We start from the raw sequence: 15,842 nt of genomic DNA on the forward strand, positions 1-15,842 counted from the left end.
ACGAGACTATGCCGATGATGTTAGATATGTCAAGACCGTTAAGGGGCGCGTCGATTGCGCGCCGGGCCTGGGAGGGGAGTGCATGAAAGGAATTCGTCAGCTTGCCGATTATCTGGAGATATCGATAGGCACTGTTTCCCGTGCCCTGAACGGCAAGCCGGATGTGAACGAAGAAACGCGGCGGCGTGTTCTCGAAGCGGCGGAAAAGCTTGGTTATGTCGCCAACCAGTCCGGCCGTAGCCTCAGGCAGGGAACCACCAATGTCATCGGCCTGATGACCGGCAGCGACGCGCAGACCGTGGAGAACTCCGACAACTTCTTCCTGGGGGTGACGGACGGTCTGCAAAGCGTGTTTTCCGGGCATAATCTCGATCTCATCGTTCTGCCCTGTCCGGGGGAAGAGGATCCGGATGAATATCTGAAGCGCATGGTGGCGCGCCGCATGGTGGATGCGATGATCATTTCCGCGACGCGACGGATAGACAAACGTGTGGATTTCCTGAAACAGACCCGGCTGCCTTTCGTGGCGCTCGGACGGACCGCTTCCAGCGACACTCACGCCTGGATCGATCTGGATTTCGAGGGCGTCGCGAAAAATGCGGTCGACCGCCTTGCCGCTGCCGGGCATCGTTCGATTGCGGTGGCGGTGCCCGACAGCGATATCAATCTCGGTTATGTTTTTCTCGAAGGATACAGGCGCGCGCTGGAAGACAATGGCATCGCTTACGATTCCTCTCTGGTCATCCGTGCGAAATCGAGCGAGCAGGGCGGTTATCACGCCGCCAGCGAATGGCTGCAGATGCGGCCCCGGCCAACGGCGATCGTGCTGATCTACGAACTGATGGCGGTCGGTCTTTATCGCCGGCTTGCGGAAGTGGGGCTGAAACCGGGGCGCGATCTCGCCGTCATCGGCTTCCGCGATGGCCCGCGCGGCCAGTTTCTGGAACCGCGGCTGACCAGTTTCCGCATGTCCCTGCATGATCTCGGCGTGACGGTGGCCCAGACGCTGTTATCGACCATGCCGGCCTATGCGCCCTTTTACCCCGATCAGGCCCGCCATTGCGTGTGGCCGATGCTTCTGGTGGCCGGCGAGAGCGACCCCGCCCCATAAGGCAGCAGGGGGCGTCAAAGCTTGAGGTCGTCAACGCTCACGACGCCGAAAGGATTGAATTTATATTCGTCTTCCTCATACCGTGTGTCGTCGTTGAGGGTGGCGCGACGGCCCTTCAGGGTGGCTTCAACGCCTTCACGCGCCATTTGCTCGGCGATATCGTCGATCAATGCGGCTATCTTCAGCTGTTCGGCGTTCGTCGATGGCTGGTCTTGGTCTTTTTTGGTGAAGCGTATCTGCACATCGGGCAGGCCGATCAGGTGAAACCCGACACTCGTCATGCCTTCGGCATCGTCTCCTATGGGACGGCGTGCGAAAGCCAGGCGGCAGGTTCTGGCAAGCGCCATCCCGTCATCGGCAGCCGCTTCGCCACGCGACTGCTCGTAAAGCTGCTTCCAGCGCCTTGCGCCATGGGCGACGCCCGCACTTTCACCCTTCACGGCGACAGCGCCGTGATCGAGCATGTGCTGTACGAATCTGAGGGCCTTTGCGGATGTCTTCACGGCTGTTTCGGCATCCATGGACGGGCTGAGCACATAAAGAACCGAGCCGTGCGCGGCGACGGCTGCCTCATCCTCCGGCTGGTAGGCATCGGGGTCGACGCGATCCCAGCAGACATCGAACGAGCGTTCCATTCGGTCGTCCGCCTCATCCTGTGAGTAATCCTCGTCGAGACTGAAATCGGGCGTAAAATCATCGATGGCGGCGCGGGCGCTCTTCTGCAGCGCCGCCAGCCCATTTTCCGCGCCAAGAAAGCAGAGGATATGCCGGGGTTTGTATTCGGAACGGGATTTGGCAAAGGCCGCCGGCTTGCCCGATGCTGCGCCGAGAGACGGCCTTACCAGTACAAGGCCGCCCAGAAATGCGAGAACGCCACGACGCCCGGAATTCATCCGATACCCCCAAGGTTTCCATCAACAGGATGAGGGGGTTTTACACCGGCATATATAATTCAGGCCATATGGCGTTCGATATTTTTGGCATCGCGGTTTTGCGCCCCGGAAGGAGCCGGCGGCCTGAGCCGCTGTGTCATCCGGCAGCGACTATTTCGTGGTGTAACCGCCATTAACCAGAATGGTCTGGCCGGTCATCCACCAGCCATCCGTGACGAGGAAGCGGATATAGGGGACGATGTCCTCGATATCGGTGAGACCGGTTTTCGAGAAGCCGGAAAGAGCGGCGGCGCTCTTGTGATAGGCCTGCGCCTCCGGCGTTTCCTGACCGTAGAAGAACGGCGTATCCATCGGTCCGGGACCGATTGCCGTCACCGATATGCCGCGTTCACCAAACTCCTTGGCGGCCGCACGGGTGAAATGTTCCACCGGGGCCTTGGTGCCGGCATAGCTGGCGTAAAACGGGGTGAAAGCGCCCAGGAGCGATGTCACGAGGGTGCAGATCTTGCCGTTATCGCTGACGTGGCGACCGGCCTGCTGGAGGAAAAAGAAGGCCGACTTGGCGTTAACGGCAGTCATTTCGTCATATTCGGCTTCCGACGTGTCGAGGATCGGCTTTTTCAGCACCTTGCCGACGGTGTTGATGGCAATATCCGGGCGGCCGATGGCGGCGACTGTATCGGCAAACAGCTTTTCGACCGCACCTGCCGTGGTGAGATCGGCCTGAAGGGCGACGGCCTCAGCGCCGGCCGCTTTCACGGCGGCCACCGTTGCCTCGGCGTCGGCCCTGGTTGAGGCGCTGTTATAATGGATGGCGATGGCGCGGGCGCCCTGGTCGGCAAAATCGCGGGCAATCAATCCACCGAGATTTTTCGCGCCGCCGGCGATGATGACGGTTTTGCCCTTGAGGGAATGGTCTGTCATGGGTCGGCCTCCTTTTGCCGTGCTCGGCCAACTGGCGGCCGCTTTCGTTGCAGCAGGATATCGTCTAGCTTTGCGTGATAAAGGCGCTTACTCTGACATAACTTGTCAGAAAAACCGCACAATAAGGTGTTTCCGGTTGGACCGTATCGACCTGTTCCGCATCTTCACACGCGTCGTTGACTGCGCGAGTTTCACGCGGGCCGCCGATACGCTCGGCATACCACGCTCTTCGGTTTCGGCGGCGGTGCAGGAACTGGAAGGGCGTGTCGGTGCGCGGCTGCTGAACCGCACGACGCGCAAGGTCTCGCCAACCGAGGATGGTTCGGCCTTTTACGAGCGCTGCCAGCGGCTGATCGCCGATGTCGAAGATGCGGAAAATCTCTTCCGGCAGACGGCGGCGCAGCCTTCGGGCCGGTTGCGGATCGACGTGCCGGGCCGGATCGGGCGGCTGGTCATCGCACCAGCGCTGCCGGAATTTCTCGATCTTTATCCGCAGATCGACATAGGCCTCGGCGTTACCGACCGCGCCGTCGATCTGGTGGAAGACAATATCGATTGCGTGCTGCGCGTCGGACCGCTCAGCGATTCCGGTCTGATCGCGCGGCCGATAGGCAAGCTGCCGCTGATCAATGTCGCAAGCCCCTCCTATCTGGCGCGCCACGGAACGCCGAAAACGCCCCACGATCTTTCCCGCCACTGGGCGGTCAATTACGCGTCGCCCTCCAGCGGGCGGGTGGAAAACTGGGAATGGATCGAAGGTGAGACGCTGCATTCGCTTTCCATGCGCGGCCGCGTCACCGTCAACAATGCCGAGGCCTATATCGCCTGCTGTCTTGCCGGTCTCGGCTTGATCCAGATACCGGCTTACGACGTCAGGCCGCATCTGGAGAGCGGCGAACTCATCGAGGTCATGCCGGCCCATCGGGCCGAGCCGATGCCGATGACGTTGCTTTATCCCCATCGACAGCATCTGTCGCGGCGGCTGCAGGTCTTTGCGGAATGGCTGGAGGCCCTGCTGCGGCGACGGCTTCTGTAGCCCAACATGCCTGCTGTGGCGATGCTCCAGCCTATTTTTATCATAGCGAGATTCGGCGTTATAAAGTGCAGCCGCTTGCGCCATTTTGACCTCCGCCAGAAATCTGAAGGGAGGCGCATATGCTCACGATCAATTCACAGGAAACAGCCGGGCTTTTGCCGTTTGACGGGCTTATCAAGGCCCTTGCCGCCGCCTTTGCGGAAGGCTGCGAGATGCCTGTGCGGCACCACCACACGATCGATGTGCCAAATGAAGCCGCCGCGACACTGCTATTGATGCCGGCCTGGCACGGCGCACGGCAGTCCACACGTTATCTGGGGATCAAGATCGTCACCGTCTTTCCCGGAAACACCGGCAGAAACCTGCCGGGACTGACCTCCACCTATATGCTTTACGACGCACAGACCGGCATCCAACTGGCCACGCTGGACGGCAATGTCATTACCGGCCGCCGGACTGTTGCGGCGTCGGCGCTTGCAGCGGATTATCTGGCGCGCAAGAATGCCAGCCGGCTTTTGGTGCTGGGCGCCGGCCGCGTCGCGAGCCTCATTCCCGACGCCTACCGGGCCATCAGACCACTTGAGCAGGTGGCCGTCTGGGATATCGATCGTGGCAATGCCGAACGGCTGGCGCAAACCATCGAAGCGTCGGGGCTTGCGGCCACGGTGGTCGATGATCTGGAGAGGGCGGTTGCCGAGGCCGATATCGTCAGCGCCGCGACGCTCGCCACCACGCCGCTCATCCGGGGCGCGTGGCTGCGCCCCGGCACGCATGTCGATCTCATCGGCGGCTTCACGCCCGGCATGCGCGAGGCGGATGACGAAGCCATAGGCCGCGCCTCGGTCTTTATCGATACGGAGGAAGCGCTGCACGAAGCGGGCGATCTCGTTCAGCCGATCGAAGCGGGCCTGTTTTCGGAGGAAAGCGTCAGGTCGACGCTTGCCGGACTTTGCAGGGCAAACCGGTTTGCGCGCAGTAGCGATGATGAGATCACGCTCTATAAGGCTGTCGGAACCGCGCTCGCCGATCTTGCGGCGGCCACCATGGTTTATGAGGCCGCAACGCTGAACGGAAAAGGATGACAGACATGGCCAAACGCGAAATCCTTGAAGTGCCGGTGGTTTCAGAGGCGATCCGCCGGCTGGGCGCGCCGACCTCGGCGCTCGTCCGCTCCGGCAACATCGTCGCCACCTGCGGCATGCCGCCCGTCGATCTTGAGACGGGCGGCATCGTCAGGGGCGATATCGCCGCCCAGACCCGGGCCTCGCTGGAAGCCCTGCGGGTGACACTGGCCGCAGCGGGCGCCACCTTCGAAGATGTGATCAAGACCACCATCTATGTCACCGATGCAGCGCTGATGGGCACAGTGAACGACATATACCGCGAATATTTCGCAGCCGGTTTTCCGGCGCGCACCTCGGCAACCATCAAACCCTGGACCTTGCCCTTCGATATCGAAATCGAGTGCCTTGCTGTCCTCTGAGGGCAGGCGGGCATGAAAAAGGGCGCGTCGGCCGGATCGGCTGACGCGCCCACAGGCATTTCCAGGGGCGCAAGATTACGGGCCGGTTTTACGTGGACTGCTCCAGTGGTGAAAGTCCATAAACCGCCACGATATCTTCCCCTTTTTCGAGCCTTGCGACGATGCCGGGCTCCTTTTCCTGAATGGCGAGAGCCTGCCGTGCTGTTGCCAATGCCTCCCCCGGCGGCAGGATGCAGACGCCGTTTTCGTCGGCCAGCACGATATCGCCGTTCTGAACCTTGACCCCGCCGCAGATGACCGGCCCCGCGACATTTCCCCGGCCTCCGAGCTTGGTGGTGATGGGCGAGCGTCCCCGGCACCAGACCGGCAAGCCGGCGCTGCGGATCGAGCCGATATCGGTGACATAACCATCGAGGATGATGGCGGTAACACCGCGCGCGAGTGCTGCGGCGGTCATGACCGCGCCCCAGCAGGCGTGCCGGTCGTCGCTCAGTCGCTCGATGACGAGGATGTCGCCGGGCATGGCGCGGGAGAGGGCATGCGGAAGCGCCGTTCCGTCGTCTCCCGGCAGACTGACGGTCAGCGCGCGACCGGCGATGCGAACGCCGTCGATCACGCATTGCATCGCCGGATCCATGAATCCATCCGATCTGAAATGGCCGATCGTCGCTGTCTCGACGCTCCGGAGCAGTTCGAGCGCCTCGTTGATTGTGTCGGGACTTTCCATGGGTGTCTCCAAAAGAAAGACGCCGGCGCGGGGGCCGGCGTCTGTGATATGGCAATATGGATCAGTTGGTCTTGGCCAGATCGCGTTTCACGGTCTCGGTCAGCGCCAGCAGGGCGACGGCCGAGAGCAGGGCGGAGCCGATCATGTACCAGGCGACGGATGCGCCGCTGCCGGTGGCGGAAAGCAGCCAGGTGGTGATGACGGGAGTAAGCGCGCTGCCCAGAACCCCTGAGAGCATATAGGCGATGGACAGGCCGGAATAGCGGACCTTGGTGCCGAAAAGTTCGGCGAGGAAGGTGGCGATTGGGCCGTAATTGGCGGCAAAGGCCGTCATCATCAGCAGGTAGCCCGCAAGTGCGCCGGCAAAGGTGGCGGTATCCATCAGCCAGAACATCGGGAAAGCGACGAGCGCTTCGGCAAGAATGCCGCCGAGAATGACCGGTCGGCGGCCGACCTTGTCGGAAAGCAGGCCGAAGAGCGGCAAAAGGAAAATACACGCCATGCAGGAAATCAGTACGATCACCAGCATCTCGTTGCGGGAGATGTTGAGCGCCTGCGTGCCATAGCTCAGGCCGAAGGCGACGATGAGGTTGAAGGACGATCCGGTGGACATGGTGGCGATGCCGCCAAGAAGGACCGTTTTCCAGGATTTGGAAAGCAGTTCGAAGAAGGGCACGCGCACGGTCGCCTCTTCCGTCTTCACCTTGGCGAAGGACGGCGTTTCGGCGGTGTTGAGCCGAACATAGGCGCCGACGGCAACCAGAAGAATGCTGACGAGGAACGGAATGCGCCAGCCCCAGGAAATCAGGTCCTCGGGCGCCATGGTGAAACCGATGGCAAGGAATGCGAGGTTGGCGATCAATGTGCCGGCGGGAACGCCGATCTGCACCCAGGAGCCATAAAGGCCGCGCCGGTTCTGCGGCGCATGTTCCACCGCCATCAGCACCGCACCGCCCCATTCGCCGCCGAGCGCGAGACCCTGCACGACGCGCAGCGCCAGAAGCAGGATGGGCGCCCAGACGCCGATCTGTTCGTAATTCGGCAGAAGGCCGATGGCGAAGGTTGCCACACCCATCATGACCAGCGAGACGAGCAGCATCGACTTGCGGCCGATCCTGTCACCGAAATGGCCGAAAAGCGCTGCCCCGACGATGCGGGCGAGATAGGCCGAGGCGAAGGTGCCGAAGGCCAGAAGCGTGCCGACGAGCGCATCGAAACTCGGAAAGAAGACCTTGTTGAAGACCAGCGCCGAAGCGGTGGCGAAGACGAAAAGATCGTACCATTCGACGGTGGTGCCGATGACGCTTGCGACGGCGATCCGCCGAACGCCAACCGGCTGTTTCTCGACGGAGCCCACGAGTGCGGTTTCCCCTTGCATGAACATTCCCCTTTATGTTGCTGTGAAGGAAAACGGAGAAACGACGAAGCGGAGCGGCCCCACGCCGAAGGCATGAGATGACGATAGCCATTTCCGGCGGAGCAACCGTTTTCGGTTCTCTCCGTCAGTCCGACATGCTGCGATGTTCCCCTGTTTTGCGCAATGATGGGAAAGCGGGAGGCTCCCGACAAATAGATAATGCAGATTTCTTCCATAGGGCCGCGCTATAGACCAAATCCTGGGCATTTTCGGGCATCTCGGCACCGTCCATGAATTTTGAAATAGATAATAAAATCAGGGAAATATCGCAGGCGCTGTTTTTCTTTGCCGCTCGGCTGCGCAGTCCCTGCCTGTCTTTTGACCGGCTGAAATTTCTTTTTCGGCCGCAAAGACCGCCACTCTTATTCTAAGTATCGAATCTATCTATTTTTGAATTTTCCGGTTTGGTCTTATCCCCTTTGTCATTCCACGGAGTGAAAAGAGGTCGTCTGCGGGCTGCCGGCTACGCCGGGGCATTGCTGCCGCGAGACCATAACAGGGGACCGAAATGAAGAGATTGAGCAATATCCGGCCGGACATGTCGCGCCTTTGGGCGACGCTGATGCGTTCCGCCGAAATAGGCGCGACCGAAAAGGGCGGCCTGAAGCGGCTGGCGCTTTCCGACGAGGATGCGGCGATGCGGCACCAGTTCATTCACTGGTGCGAGGAGGCGGGCCTGACGGTCAGGATCGACGCGGTGGGCAATATCTTCGCCGAACGGGCAGGAACCGATGCGGATGCGAAGCCCGTGCTGGTTGGCAGCCATCTCGACACACAGGTTCATGGCGGCCGCTTCGACGGTATTCTTGGTGTGCTGGCCGGGCTGGAACTCGTGCGCACGCTGAACGACCATGCGATTGCCACACGCCGGCCGATCACCCTTGTGAACTGGACCAATGAGGAGGGCGCGCGTTTCGAGCCGCCGATGATCGGCTCGGCGGTTTTTACCGGCGCCAAGGCGGCGGAATTCGCCTATTCCCGCAGGGATCGCGATGGCTTTACGCTTGGCGGCGAGTTGGAGCGCATCGGCTTCAAGGGTAAAGACGCGATTTCGGCGGAGGCTTTCGACAGTCTGTTCGAGCTGCATATCGAACAGGGGCCGCGATTGGAGGCAGCGGCCAAACAACTCGGCATCGTCACCGGCGCTTTCGGCGTGCGCGGTTTCGTGGTGGAAGTGCACGGCGAGACCGGCCATGTCGGCCCGACGCCGATGCCGGCGCGCAAGAATGCGCTGGTGGGTGCCGCTGAGGTGACGCTGGCGATCAATGAGATCGGCTGGGCCAATCACGAGACCGGCGGCAAGTCCACGACGATGCGCATCAGGGCGGAACCCAATCTCCTCGGTGCGCTACCGAATTTCGTGGAAATGACCTGCGACATGCGCCACCCCGACGATGCCGTTGTCAGCACCATGTTCGAAGCCTTCAAGGCGAGACTTCCCGAGCTGGAAGAGCGCTCGCGCTGCAAGATCGTTGTCAAGGAAGGCTGGGCCTATGGCGGCATGCATTTCGACGCCGGCTGCATCGAACTCATCCGCAATGCCACCGATGCTTTCGGCTATTCCTCAATGGACCTCCTTACCGAGGCCGGGCATGACGCCATGCATGTCGCCGAATATCTGCCGACGGCGATGATCTTCACTCCGTGCGAGGGCGGTCTTTCCCATAACGAGGCGGAAAACGTCACGATTGCCGACATCGAACCCGGTGTTAACGTGCTGGTTCAGGCCGTTCTGGAGCGCGCGAACCGCGCGGACTGATGCTCGAGCGCTTTCGCTTTTTTGCGAAGCGCGAAAAGGCTCAACACTCTGTTTTAGCGTATTCCCGGCCGGCAGCGCCGGGGTCCGCTTTTGCTGGATTTAGAGGGAACGGCGAAAAGTGCGACCGCTTTTCGCCGTTTTCCTATTCGCCGCCCGTTTCCACAAGGGCGGCCGCCGCCTGCGCATCGAAAAGCTCGTTTTCGAAAATAGTCAGAAATGCCCGCTCGGCGCCGCCGAGGTCCATATCGGGGTTGCGGAGGAAATAGGCGTCGGCCCCGAGCGAATCCTGAAGCAGCGGGATTTGCCAAAGCTCGTCTTCCTCAAAACCGCGCGCCGCATCCAGCGGCAGAATGCCCACGCCGATGCCGGCGATGATCATTCGCCGGACTTCTTCCATATGCGGGCTGGAGCCGACGGTCCATTTGCCGAGCCCCACACCGTCGCGAAGGGCGATCATCGGTTCAAGCGCGCCGCCTTCCTGGCTGCAGGTGAAGGCCACGAAGGCTTCCTGCCGTAATTCCTCCATGGTGATGTCGCCACGACCGTAAAAGGGATGGGAAGCACCGCAATAAATGCCGAATGTTTCCCTGAGCAGGAATTTGCAGTCCATTCCGGCAAGCGGTTTCGGCAGCAGGCAAATGCCGAATGGGGCCTGTTTCTGGCCGATGGCGCGAACGATATCCTGCGTATTGGCGACATCGATGCGGATGGTGACTGATGGATGACGCCGCCGCAACTGGCGCAGCGCCTGATCGAGCTGCGGAAGCACGAGATTGGTGACGATGAGGACCCGCACCTGACCCGTCAGATCGTCCGCCTCGGTCGAGAGTTTTTCGCCGATACGCTCGACCCGCAGGAAAATTTCGGCACATTCCTGACGAAGCATTTCGCCCTGAACCGTCAGCACGAAACGGCGGCTGTCGCGTTGGATCAACTGGCACCCCAGCGTTTCCTCCAGCTTTTGCAGCGCGGCGGTTACCGAGGGCTGGCGCACGAAAAGCCGGTTGGCCGCCCGCGTGATGCTGCCTTCCTCGACAATGACCAGAAAGGTCCGCAGCAGGTTCCAGTTCAGATGCTGGATGCGGGGGGCATAACGTGACAACGATGCGTTCCTCGAATGAATTGCGGTTGCATCTTATAGCTATTTTTGCCGGCGAAAAACGTCCACCGGCTGCAAAGAGTGGCGCTTTTGGCCGGGGACGCGATTTTATTCTCCGGCGGGCCTGCGGAAAGCGGCCCGCCACGTCGGCGCGGCCGCGTCAGCCGCGATATTGGTCATCCGTCACCTGTTCCATCCAGTCTACCACCTTGCCGTCCTTGACCTCCTGGAGTGCAATATGGGTCATGGCGACATCGGGTGCGGCCCCGTGCCAGTGCCTTTCTCCCGGTGCGAACCAGACGGTATCGCCGGGACGGATTTCCTCCACCGGGCCGCCTTCGCGCTGCGCCCGGCCAAAGCCGGAAACCACAATCAGGGTCTGGCCAAGGGGATGGGTGTGCCAGGCGGTGCGGGCGCCGGGTTCGAAGGTGACCTGAGCGCCCTGAACCCGCTCGGCATCAAAGGGGTTGAAGAGGGGATCGATGCGGACCTGCCCCGTGAACCATGCCTCGGGGCCTTTCGCCGATGCCCGTGTTCCTGCGCGCAATATTTCCATTGGTCGTTCTCCTGATGGCTGACTCGAGGCGATTTGAAGCGGGAATCCTCCCATTGTCCACAGTGAAATGAAAACCGACATGATCTGCCGGCCAAGGACGTTTTCCGAAGCTCCGTGCCGCACCGGTCTCGGCGCATGTCTCGATTTTTCAAGCCTTTTTCGTATGTCGGAACTGCTCATCCGCCGCCGTTTCACGCCCTTCGATAAAAATTATTCTCAGGATTGACTCATTTATGAAAACGGTTACATTCGCTGATGTAAACGGTTTCATTAGTTAAAAACCGTGCTTGGAGGAGCAAATTTCATGTTTAGACATTTGATGGCTGCTGCCGCGATGGTGCTGGCGGCGGGCACGTCGGCGCATGCCCAGGAGCAGAGCTTCAAGATCGGTCTTTCCAATTCTTTCGTCGGCAGCGAATGGCGCACGCAGATGATCGAAGAGGCTCAGGCCGCCGCCAAAGCGTGGGGCGAAAAGGGCGTCAAGGTTGAGGTTGTCGTTCAGAGCGGCAACGTCGATGTGCAGGGGCAGATCGGCCATATCCGCAATTTCATGAACCAGGGCGTCGATGCGATCCTCATCAACCCCGGCAGCCCGACGGCCTTTGATCCGATCTTCGCGCAGGCCAAGGCGCGCAACATTCTCGTCATCGCAACCGACGCCGAAGTGTCCTCGAAGGATGCGCTCTATGTCGGCATCGACCAGAAGGCATGGGCGGCGCAATCCGCGCAATGGCTTGCGGATGCGCTGAAGGGCAAGGGAAGCGTCGTCGCCATCAACGGCATCGCCGGCAACCCGGCAAACGAAGCCCGCGTCGCCGGTTACCGCGAAGTGTTCAAGAAATATCCTGACATCAAGGTGCTGAACGAAGCCAATGCAAGCTGGGATCAGGCGCAGGGCCAGCAGGCCATGCAGAACCTGCTCGCCACCTATCCCGATATTAGCGGTGTCTGGGTGCAGGACGGCATGGCGGACGGCGCATGGCGCGCCATCGAAGCCGCCGGCAAGACCAAGGACATTGCCGCGACCGGTGAAATCCGCAAGGACTTCATGACCCGCTGGGAAAAGGAAAAGTTCAATTCCGGCGCTTCGGTCAATCCTCCCGGCGTCATGGCCAGCGCGCTCAACGTCGCTGTCCTGAAGCTGCAGGGCAAGGAATTCAAAGACGGTATTTTCGGCGGCACCTATGGTAACGCTATCTATATTCCGATCCCCTTCGTCAGCAATGACAACCTTGCCGACAACATCAAGGCCGCCGATGGCAAGCCGGGCTACTGGTCCGTCACGGCAACCGTGACGCCGGAACAGGCCGGCGAGTTCTTCAAGTAAGAGCCGTTTCGGGTCGGCGACAAGCGCCGGCCCGAACCAGAATTTCGAGTGCGGACCGGGCTTTGGCCGGCCGCCTGTGACAAGCATTATTCGGGGACATGCGATGGCGAACGCTTTGGAAGCGGCCGGCATAACGAAGAATTTTGGCGCGGTGCGCGCGCTTTCCGACGGTAGGCTGACCGTCGGTCGCGGTGAAATTCACGCGCTTCTGGGCGCCAATGGCTGCGGCAAGAGCACGCTCTGCAAGATCGTTGCGGGTGCTGTTGCACCGACCAGCGGCGCGATAAGGTTCAATGGCGAAGACGTGCGCTTCAAAAGCCCGCGGGACGCCGAAAATGCCGGTATTGCGCTGTTTTATCAGGAACTCAGCCTCGTTCCGCAGCTTTCTGTCGCCGATAATATCTTTCTCGGCCGCGAGCCGAAACGTGGCATCTTTGTCGACGGCAAGGCGCTGAAGGCGGAAGCGGCGAGGCTGATCGCGCTGTTTGACGGCGTGGCTGGCGAAGGGCTGGAGCCGGATGCGATTGTCGGCAATCTGCCGCCCGATCAGCGCCAGCTCGTCGAAATCCTCAAGGTCTTCGCCCAGAATGCCAGCCTGATGATCATGGACGAGGCGACGGCGGCGCTCGATGGCCGCCAGTCGCAGCGCTTTTTCGAGATACTCCGGGCCAAGAAGGCCGAGGGTGTCTCCACCATCATGATTTCCCATCGCCTCGACGAGGTTTTTGCCGTCTGCGACCGCATCACCGTCATGCGCAATGGCGCGACGATTTCCGAACTCGATACGGCGGCAACCACGCGCGAAGCCGTCGTGCATGACATGGTCGGCGATGTTCGGGCCGCTCCTGCCCGTCAGAACGGGCGTTCGGCTGCTGCACCGAGCCTGAAGCTGACGGATGTGGCGAGTGAGGGCGTTCGCGGTGTCTCTCTCGAAGCCTATCCGGGCGAAATCGTCGGTCTAGCCGGTCTGCAGGGTCAGGGCCAGTCGGCCTTGCTGAAGGGTCTTTTCGGTGCGAACCCATTTGCTGCCGGCCAAATCCGGTTTGAGGGTCGTGAAATCACCATCGGCAAGCCTTCGCAGGCGGTTCATAGTGGTTTTGCTTATGTCTCTGGCGACCGTGGCCGTGACGCGTCCCTTCAGGGCCGGTCGATCTTCGAAAATCTCGTCGCGGCGCTGATGGTGCGCGAGAAGATGCGGCTGGTCCGTCCCGCGACGCTGAAGCCGCGGGTGCAGAAGGTCACGGATGACATGAAGACGAAGTTTGCCGGCCTGGATATGCCGATAGGCACGCTTTCAGGCGGCAACCAGCAGAAGATCTTCATCTCCCGCTGGCTCGCCACCGCGCCGAAACTGCTGCTGCTCGACGACCCGACCAAGGGCATCGATCTTGGCGCAAAAGCCGACCTCTTCGCGCTGATGCGCCAGCAGGCCGATGCCGGTGCGACCATCCTTCTTTATTCCTCGGAGGATGCGGAAATCCTCGAATATGCCGACCGCATTCTTGTGTTCAACGGTGGACGCATTTCTGCGGAACTGACCGGAGCCGACATGACATCCGTAAACATGACCCGCGCCGCCTATGGAGATGCCGCATGAGCGCCTCCGGTTTTCTGCGCAGGCAGCCATGGGTCATCACCCTCGTCGTACTGGCGCTTCTCATCGCCGTGAACACGTTTCTGCAACCCTCCTTCGTTCAGCCCTCCGTGCTGCAATCGAACCTGACGACGTTTCTGCCGCTGATCCTGGTGGCCATCGGCCAGACCTACGTCATTCTGGCGGGCGATATCGATCTGTCGGTCGGTAGCATCGTGGCCCTCGCCAATGTCGTCACCGTCAGCGTCATCGCCGCACTTGGCGGCACGACAGGCGCCGTCTTCGCCGGCATGGCGGCGGGTGCGGCTGTCGGGCTGCTCTGCGGACTGGTCAATGGTCTCTTCATATCCGGCCTGCGCTTCCAGCCGATCGTCACCACCTTTGCCACCGGCATCATCTTCGCCGGGCTGGCGATCTGGGTTCTGCCGCAGGCGGGTCTTCCGGTGCCGGAAGCCTATTGGCAGACCTATTCCGGCAGCTTCATCGGCTTGCCCTTCGTGCTGTGGGTGCTGATTGGGGGCATCGCCTTCACCCTCATCGTGTCGCGCATTCCCTTCCACACCCACCTTCTCGCGGTGGGCGGTAATCGCACCGGGGCCTTCCAGACGGGGCTGCGCCTTTCGGGCATCCGCATCGGCGCATATATGATCTCCGGCCTGTTCTCGGCGCTGGCGGCGCTGTGCCTGACGGGTGAGACCGCCTCCGGCGACCCGCTGCTCGGTGCAAGTCTGGCGCTGTCCTCCATCTCGGCCGTGGTTCTGGGCGGCACCGCACTTTCGGGCGGTTTCGGCAGCTCGACAGGGTCGATTGCCGGCGCACTGGTGCTCGGCATGATCGGCAATGTGATTTTCTTTGCGGGGCTGCCCTTCGAGTACCAGACACTGGTGCAGGGTTTGATCGTGCTGACGGCGCTGGCCGGCGGCGTTCTGGTGACGAGGCGTTGATATGACCAATCCCGGCTTGCAAATCAAAACCCTCCTCACCGATCCCCTGACCATCGCCATTGGTGCATCGGTCTTCCTGCTGCTGGTCGGCGAATTGCTGTCGCCCGGCTTCGCACAGGGCTCGCAGATCGTGCGGCTTCTGACGATTGCCGCCATTCTCGGCATCGTCGCGGCGGGCCAGAACCTCGTCATCCTTGGCGGGCGCGAAGGCATCGACCTTTCCGTCGGCGCGATGATCTCGCTCGGCGCCGTCCTTGCCGGCAATATGATGAACGGTCAGAATGCGGGCATTCCGCTCGCCATTCTGGTTGCTGGCGGCATTCCCTTCCTGATCGGCCTCGTCAATGGCCTCGGCATTACCTTCGTGCGCATTCCGCCGCTGGTCATGACGCTTGGCATGACGGCGGTTATTCAGGGCGGGCTGGTCGTCTATTCGCAGGGCGTTCCCTCTGGTGCGGCAGCACCCCTGCTGGCAGGTTTCATCAACCGTCCGCTCATCTTCGGCATTCCCGGCGTGCTTTTCGTCTGGCTCGGCATCGCCGCGATCATGTTGTTCGTGCTGCGCCGTACCGCCTTCGGTTTCGCCATCTATGCCATCGGCTCGAACGAACGAGCGGCGACGCTCACCGGATTACCCGTCTCTTTGATCCGCACGTTGCTTTATGGTCTTTCCGGCCTGTTTGCCGGGCTGACCGGGGTGTGCGTGATCGGTTACACCGGCACGTCCTTCATCTCCGTCGGCGACCAATATGTGCTTCCGTCGATCATCGCGGTCGTCATCGGCGGCACCTCGCTTGCCGGCGGTGCGGGCGGATATGTCGGAACCATGGCCGGGGCGGTTGCGCTCACCATTCTGCAAAGCGTACTGATAACGCTCAACCTCGATGTATGGGCACGGCAGATCATATTCGGTGTCACGTTGCTAGCGCTGATGCTGCTTTATGGCCGCCAAAAGCAGTTGCGTGTGTGACA

15 protein-coding genes are annotated in these 15,842 nt (G+C 61.1%); 9 read left to right on the top strand and 6 right to left on the bottom strand.

The window, feature by feature from the left end:
* Window positions 1-82 precede the first annotated feature (82 nt).
* Complete coding sequence (locus FGF54_RS22935; protein ID WP_031234048.1) at window positions 83-1,111, top strand: LacI family DNA-binding transcriptional regulator; 1,029 nt, start codon at window positions 83-85, stop codon at window positions 1,109-1,111.
* A gap of 14 nt (window positions 1,112-1,125) precedes the next feature.
* On the opposite strand, the gene FGF54_RS22940 is transcribed toward FGF54_RS22935, so the two are convergent.
* Both FGF54_RS22940 and FGF54_RS22945 read right to left on the bottom strand, forming a co-directional pair.
* Complete coding sequence (locus FGF54_RS22940; RefSeq protein ID WP_142781255.1) at window positions 1,126-2,004, bottom strand: hypothetical protein; 879 nt, start codon at window positions 2,002-2,004, stop codon at window positions 1,126-1,128.
* A gap of 150 nt (window positions 2,005-2,154) precedes the next feature.
* Window positions 2,155-2,928: an SDR family oxidoreductase gene (locus FGF54_RS22945; RefSeq protein WP_142781256.1), complete on the bottom strand. Its 774-nt coding sequence runs from the start codon at window positions 2,926-2,928 to the stop codon at window positions 2,155-2,157.
* A 136-nt stretch (window positions 2,929-3,064) separates the two neighbouring features.
* Here FGF54_RS22945 and FGF54_RS22950 point away from each other — a divergent pair, with 136 nt between their 5' ends.
* From FGF54_RS22950 to FGF54_RS22960, 3 genes are all read left to right on the top strand, one after another.
* Window positions 3,065-3,964, top strand: a complete 900-nt coding sequence (locus tag FGF54_RS22950; protein ID WP_142781257.1) for a LysR family transcriptional regulator — start codon at window positions 3,065-3,067, stop codon at window positions 3,962-3,964.
* A gap of 119 nt (window positions 3,965-4,083) precedes the next feature.
* Window positions 4,084-5,046: an ornithine cyclodeaminase family protein gene (locus tag FGF54_RS22955; RefSeq protein WP_142781258.1), complete on the top strand. Its 963-nt coding sequence runs from the start codon at window positions 4,084-4,086 to the stop codon at window positions 5,044-5,046.
* Window positions 5,043-5,447, top strand: coding sequence for a RidA family protein (locus FGF54_RS22960; RefSeq protein ID WP_142781259.1), 405 nt, complete (start codon window positions 5,043-5,045; stop codon window positions 5,445-5,447). Before FGF54_RS22955 ends, FGF54_RS22960 begins: the two co-directional genes overlap by 4 nt.
* Window positions 5,448-5,535: 88 nt before the next feature.
* Here FGF54_RS22960 and FGF54_RS22965 read toward each other — a convergent pair whose 3' ends face one another.
* Together FGF54_RS22965 and FGF54_RS22970 are read right to left on the bottom strand one after the other, a co-directional pair.
* Window positions 5,536-6,174: an RraA family protein gene (locus FGF54_RS22965; protein ID WP_142781260.1), complete on the bottom strand. Its 639-nt coding sequence runs from the start codon at window positions 6,172-6,174 to the stop codon at window positions 5,536-5,538.
* A gap of 61 nt (window positions 6,175-6,235) precedes the next feature.
* Window positions 6,236-7,552: an MFS transporter gene (locus FGF54_RS22970; protein WP_233283611.1), complete on the bottom strand. Its 1,317-nt coding sequence runs from the start codon at window positions 7,550-7,552 to the stop codon at window positions 6,236-6,238.
* A 547-nt stretch (window positions 7,553-8,099) separates the two neighbouring features.
* Here FGF54_RS22970 and FGF54_RS22975 point away from each other — a divergent pair.
* The gene (locus FGF54_RS22975; RefSeq protein ID WP_080853656.1) at window positions 8,100-9,350 is read left to right on the top strand and encodes a Zn-dependent hydrolase; all 1,251 of its coding nucleotides are present in this window, start codon (window positions 8,100-8,102) and stop codon (window positions 9,348-9,350) included.
* 142 nt (window positions 9,351-9,492) lie between these two features.
* On the opposite strand, the gene FGF54_RS22980 is transcribed toward FGF54_RS22975, so the two are convergent.
* Both FGF54_RS22980 and FGF54_RS22985 read right to left on the bottom strand, forming a co-directional pair.
* Entirely contained in the window at window positions 9,493-10,452 is a 960-nt protein-coding gene (locus FGF54_RS22980; protein WP_142781261.1) for a LysR family transcriptional regulator, read from the bottom strand.
* 157 nt (window positions 10,453-10,609) lie between these two features.
* On the bottom strand, window positions 10,610-11,005 hold the full coding sequence (locus FGF54_RS22985; protein ID WP_059761005.1) for a cupin domain-containing protein: 396 nt from the start codon (window positions 11,003-11,005) through the stop codon (window positions 10,610-10,612).
* Window positions 11,006-11,309: 304 nt separating this feature from the next.
* On the opposite strand from FGF54_RS22985, the gene FGF54_RS22990 reads away from it, so the two are divergent.
* The 4 genes from FGF54_RS22990 to FGF54_RS23005 all read left to right on the top strand — a co-directional run bounded on the left by FGF54_RS22990 (window position 11,310) and on the right by FGF54_RS23005 (window position 15,840).
* Window positions 11,310-12,332 carry a substrate-binding domain-containing protein gene (locus FGF54_RS22990; protein ID WP_003522041.1) on the top strand — a complete coding sequence of 341 codons (1,023 nt, stop codon included), beginning with the start codon at window positions 11,310-11,312 and terminating at the stop codon, window positions 12,330-12,332.
* 103 nt (window positions 12,333-12,435) lie between these two features.
* Entirely contained in the window at window positions 12,436-13,929 is a 1,494-nt protein-coding gene (locus FGF54_RS22995; RefSeq protein ID WP_142781262.1) for a sugar ABC transporter ATP-binding protein, read from the top strand.
* Window positions 13,926-14,870, top strand: coding sequence for an ABC transporter permease (locus tag FGF54_RS23000; protein ID WP_046800969.1), 945 nt, complete (start codon window positions 13,926-13,928; stop codon window positions 14,868-14,870). The genes FGF54_RS22995 and FGF54_RS23000 overlap by 4 nt, the downstream gene beginning before the upstream one ends.
* 1 nt (window position 14,871) lies before the next feature.
* Window positions 14,872-15,840, top strand: a complete 969-nt coding sequence (locus FGF54_RS23005) for an ABC transporter permease (RefSeq protein ID WP_142781263.1) — start codon at window positions 14,872-14,874, stop codon at window positions 15,838-15,840.
* Window positions 15,841-15,842: the final 2 nt, after the last annotated feature.

This window comes from Agrobacterium sp. T29 (assembly GCF_006970545.1).
In the GTDB taxonomy this organism is placed as follows: domain Bacteria; phylum Pseudomonadota; class Alphaproteobacteria; order Rhizobiales; family Rhizobiaceae; genus Agrobacterium; species Agrobacterium leguminum.

Coding starts and splice junctions, on each gene's coding strand:
- FGF54_RS22985 (WP_059761005.1), bottom strand. CDS start 11,005: ATGGAAATATTGCGCGCAGGAACACGGGCATCGGCGAAAGGCCCCGAG.
- FGF54_RS22975 (WP_080853656.1), top strand. CDS start 8,100: ATGAAGAGATTGAGCAATATCCGGCCGGACATGTCGCGCCTTTGGGCG.
- FGF54_RS22945 (WP_142781256.1), bottom strand. CDS start 2,928: ATGACAGACCATTCCCTCAAGGGCAAAACCGTCATCATCGCCGGCGGC.
- FGF54_RS23005 (WP_142781263.1), top strand. CDS start 14,872: ATGACCAATCCCGGCTTGCAAATCAAAACCCTCCTCACCGATCCCCTG.
- FGF54_RS23000 (WP_046800969.1), top strand. CDS start 13,926: ATGAGCGCCTCCGGTTTTCTGCGCAGGCAGCCATGGGTCATCACCCTC.
- FGF54_RS22955 (WP_142781258.1), top strand. CDS start 4,084: ATGCTCACGATCAATTCACAGGAAACAGCCGGGCTTTTGCCGTTTGAC.
- FGF54_RS22940 (WP_142781255.1), bottom strand. CDS start 2,004: ATGAATTCCGGGCGTCGTGGCGTTCTCGCATTTCTGGGCGGCCTTGTA.
- FGF54_RS22935 (WP_031234048.1), top strand. CDS start 83: ATGAAAGGAATTCGTCAGCTTGCCGATTATCTGGAGATATCGATAGGC.
- FGF54_RS22960 (WP_142781259.1), top strand. CDS start 5,043: ATGACAGACATGGCCAAACGCGAAATCCTTGAAGTGCCGGTGGTTTCA.
- FGF54_RS22970 (WP_233283611.1), bottom strand. CDS start 7,552: ATGCAAGGGGAAACCGCACTCGTGGGCTCCGTCGAGAAACAGCCGGTT.
- FGF54_RS22995 (WP_142781262.1), top strand. CDS start 12,436: ATGGCGAACGCTTTGGAAGCGGCCGGCATAACGAAGAATTTTGGCGCG.
- FGF54_RS22965 (WP_142781260.1), bottom strand. CDS start 6,174: ATGGAAAGTCCCGACACAATCAACGAGGCGCTCGAACTGCTCCGGAGC.
- FGF54_RS22990 (WP_003522041.1), top strand. CDS start 11,310: ATGTTTAGACATTTGATGGCTGCTGCCGCGATGGTGCTGGCGGCGGGC.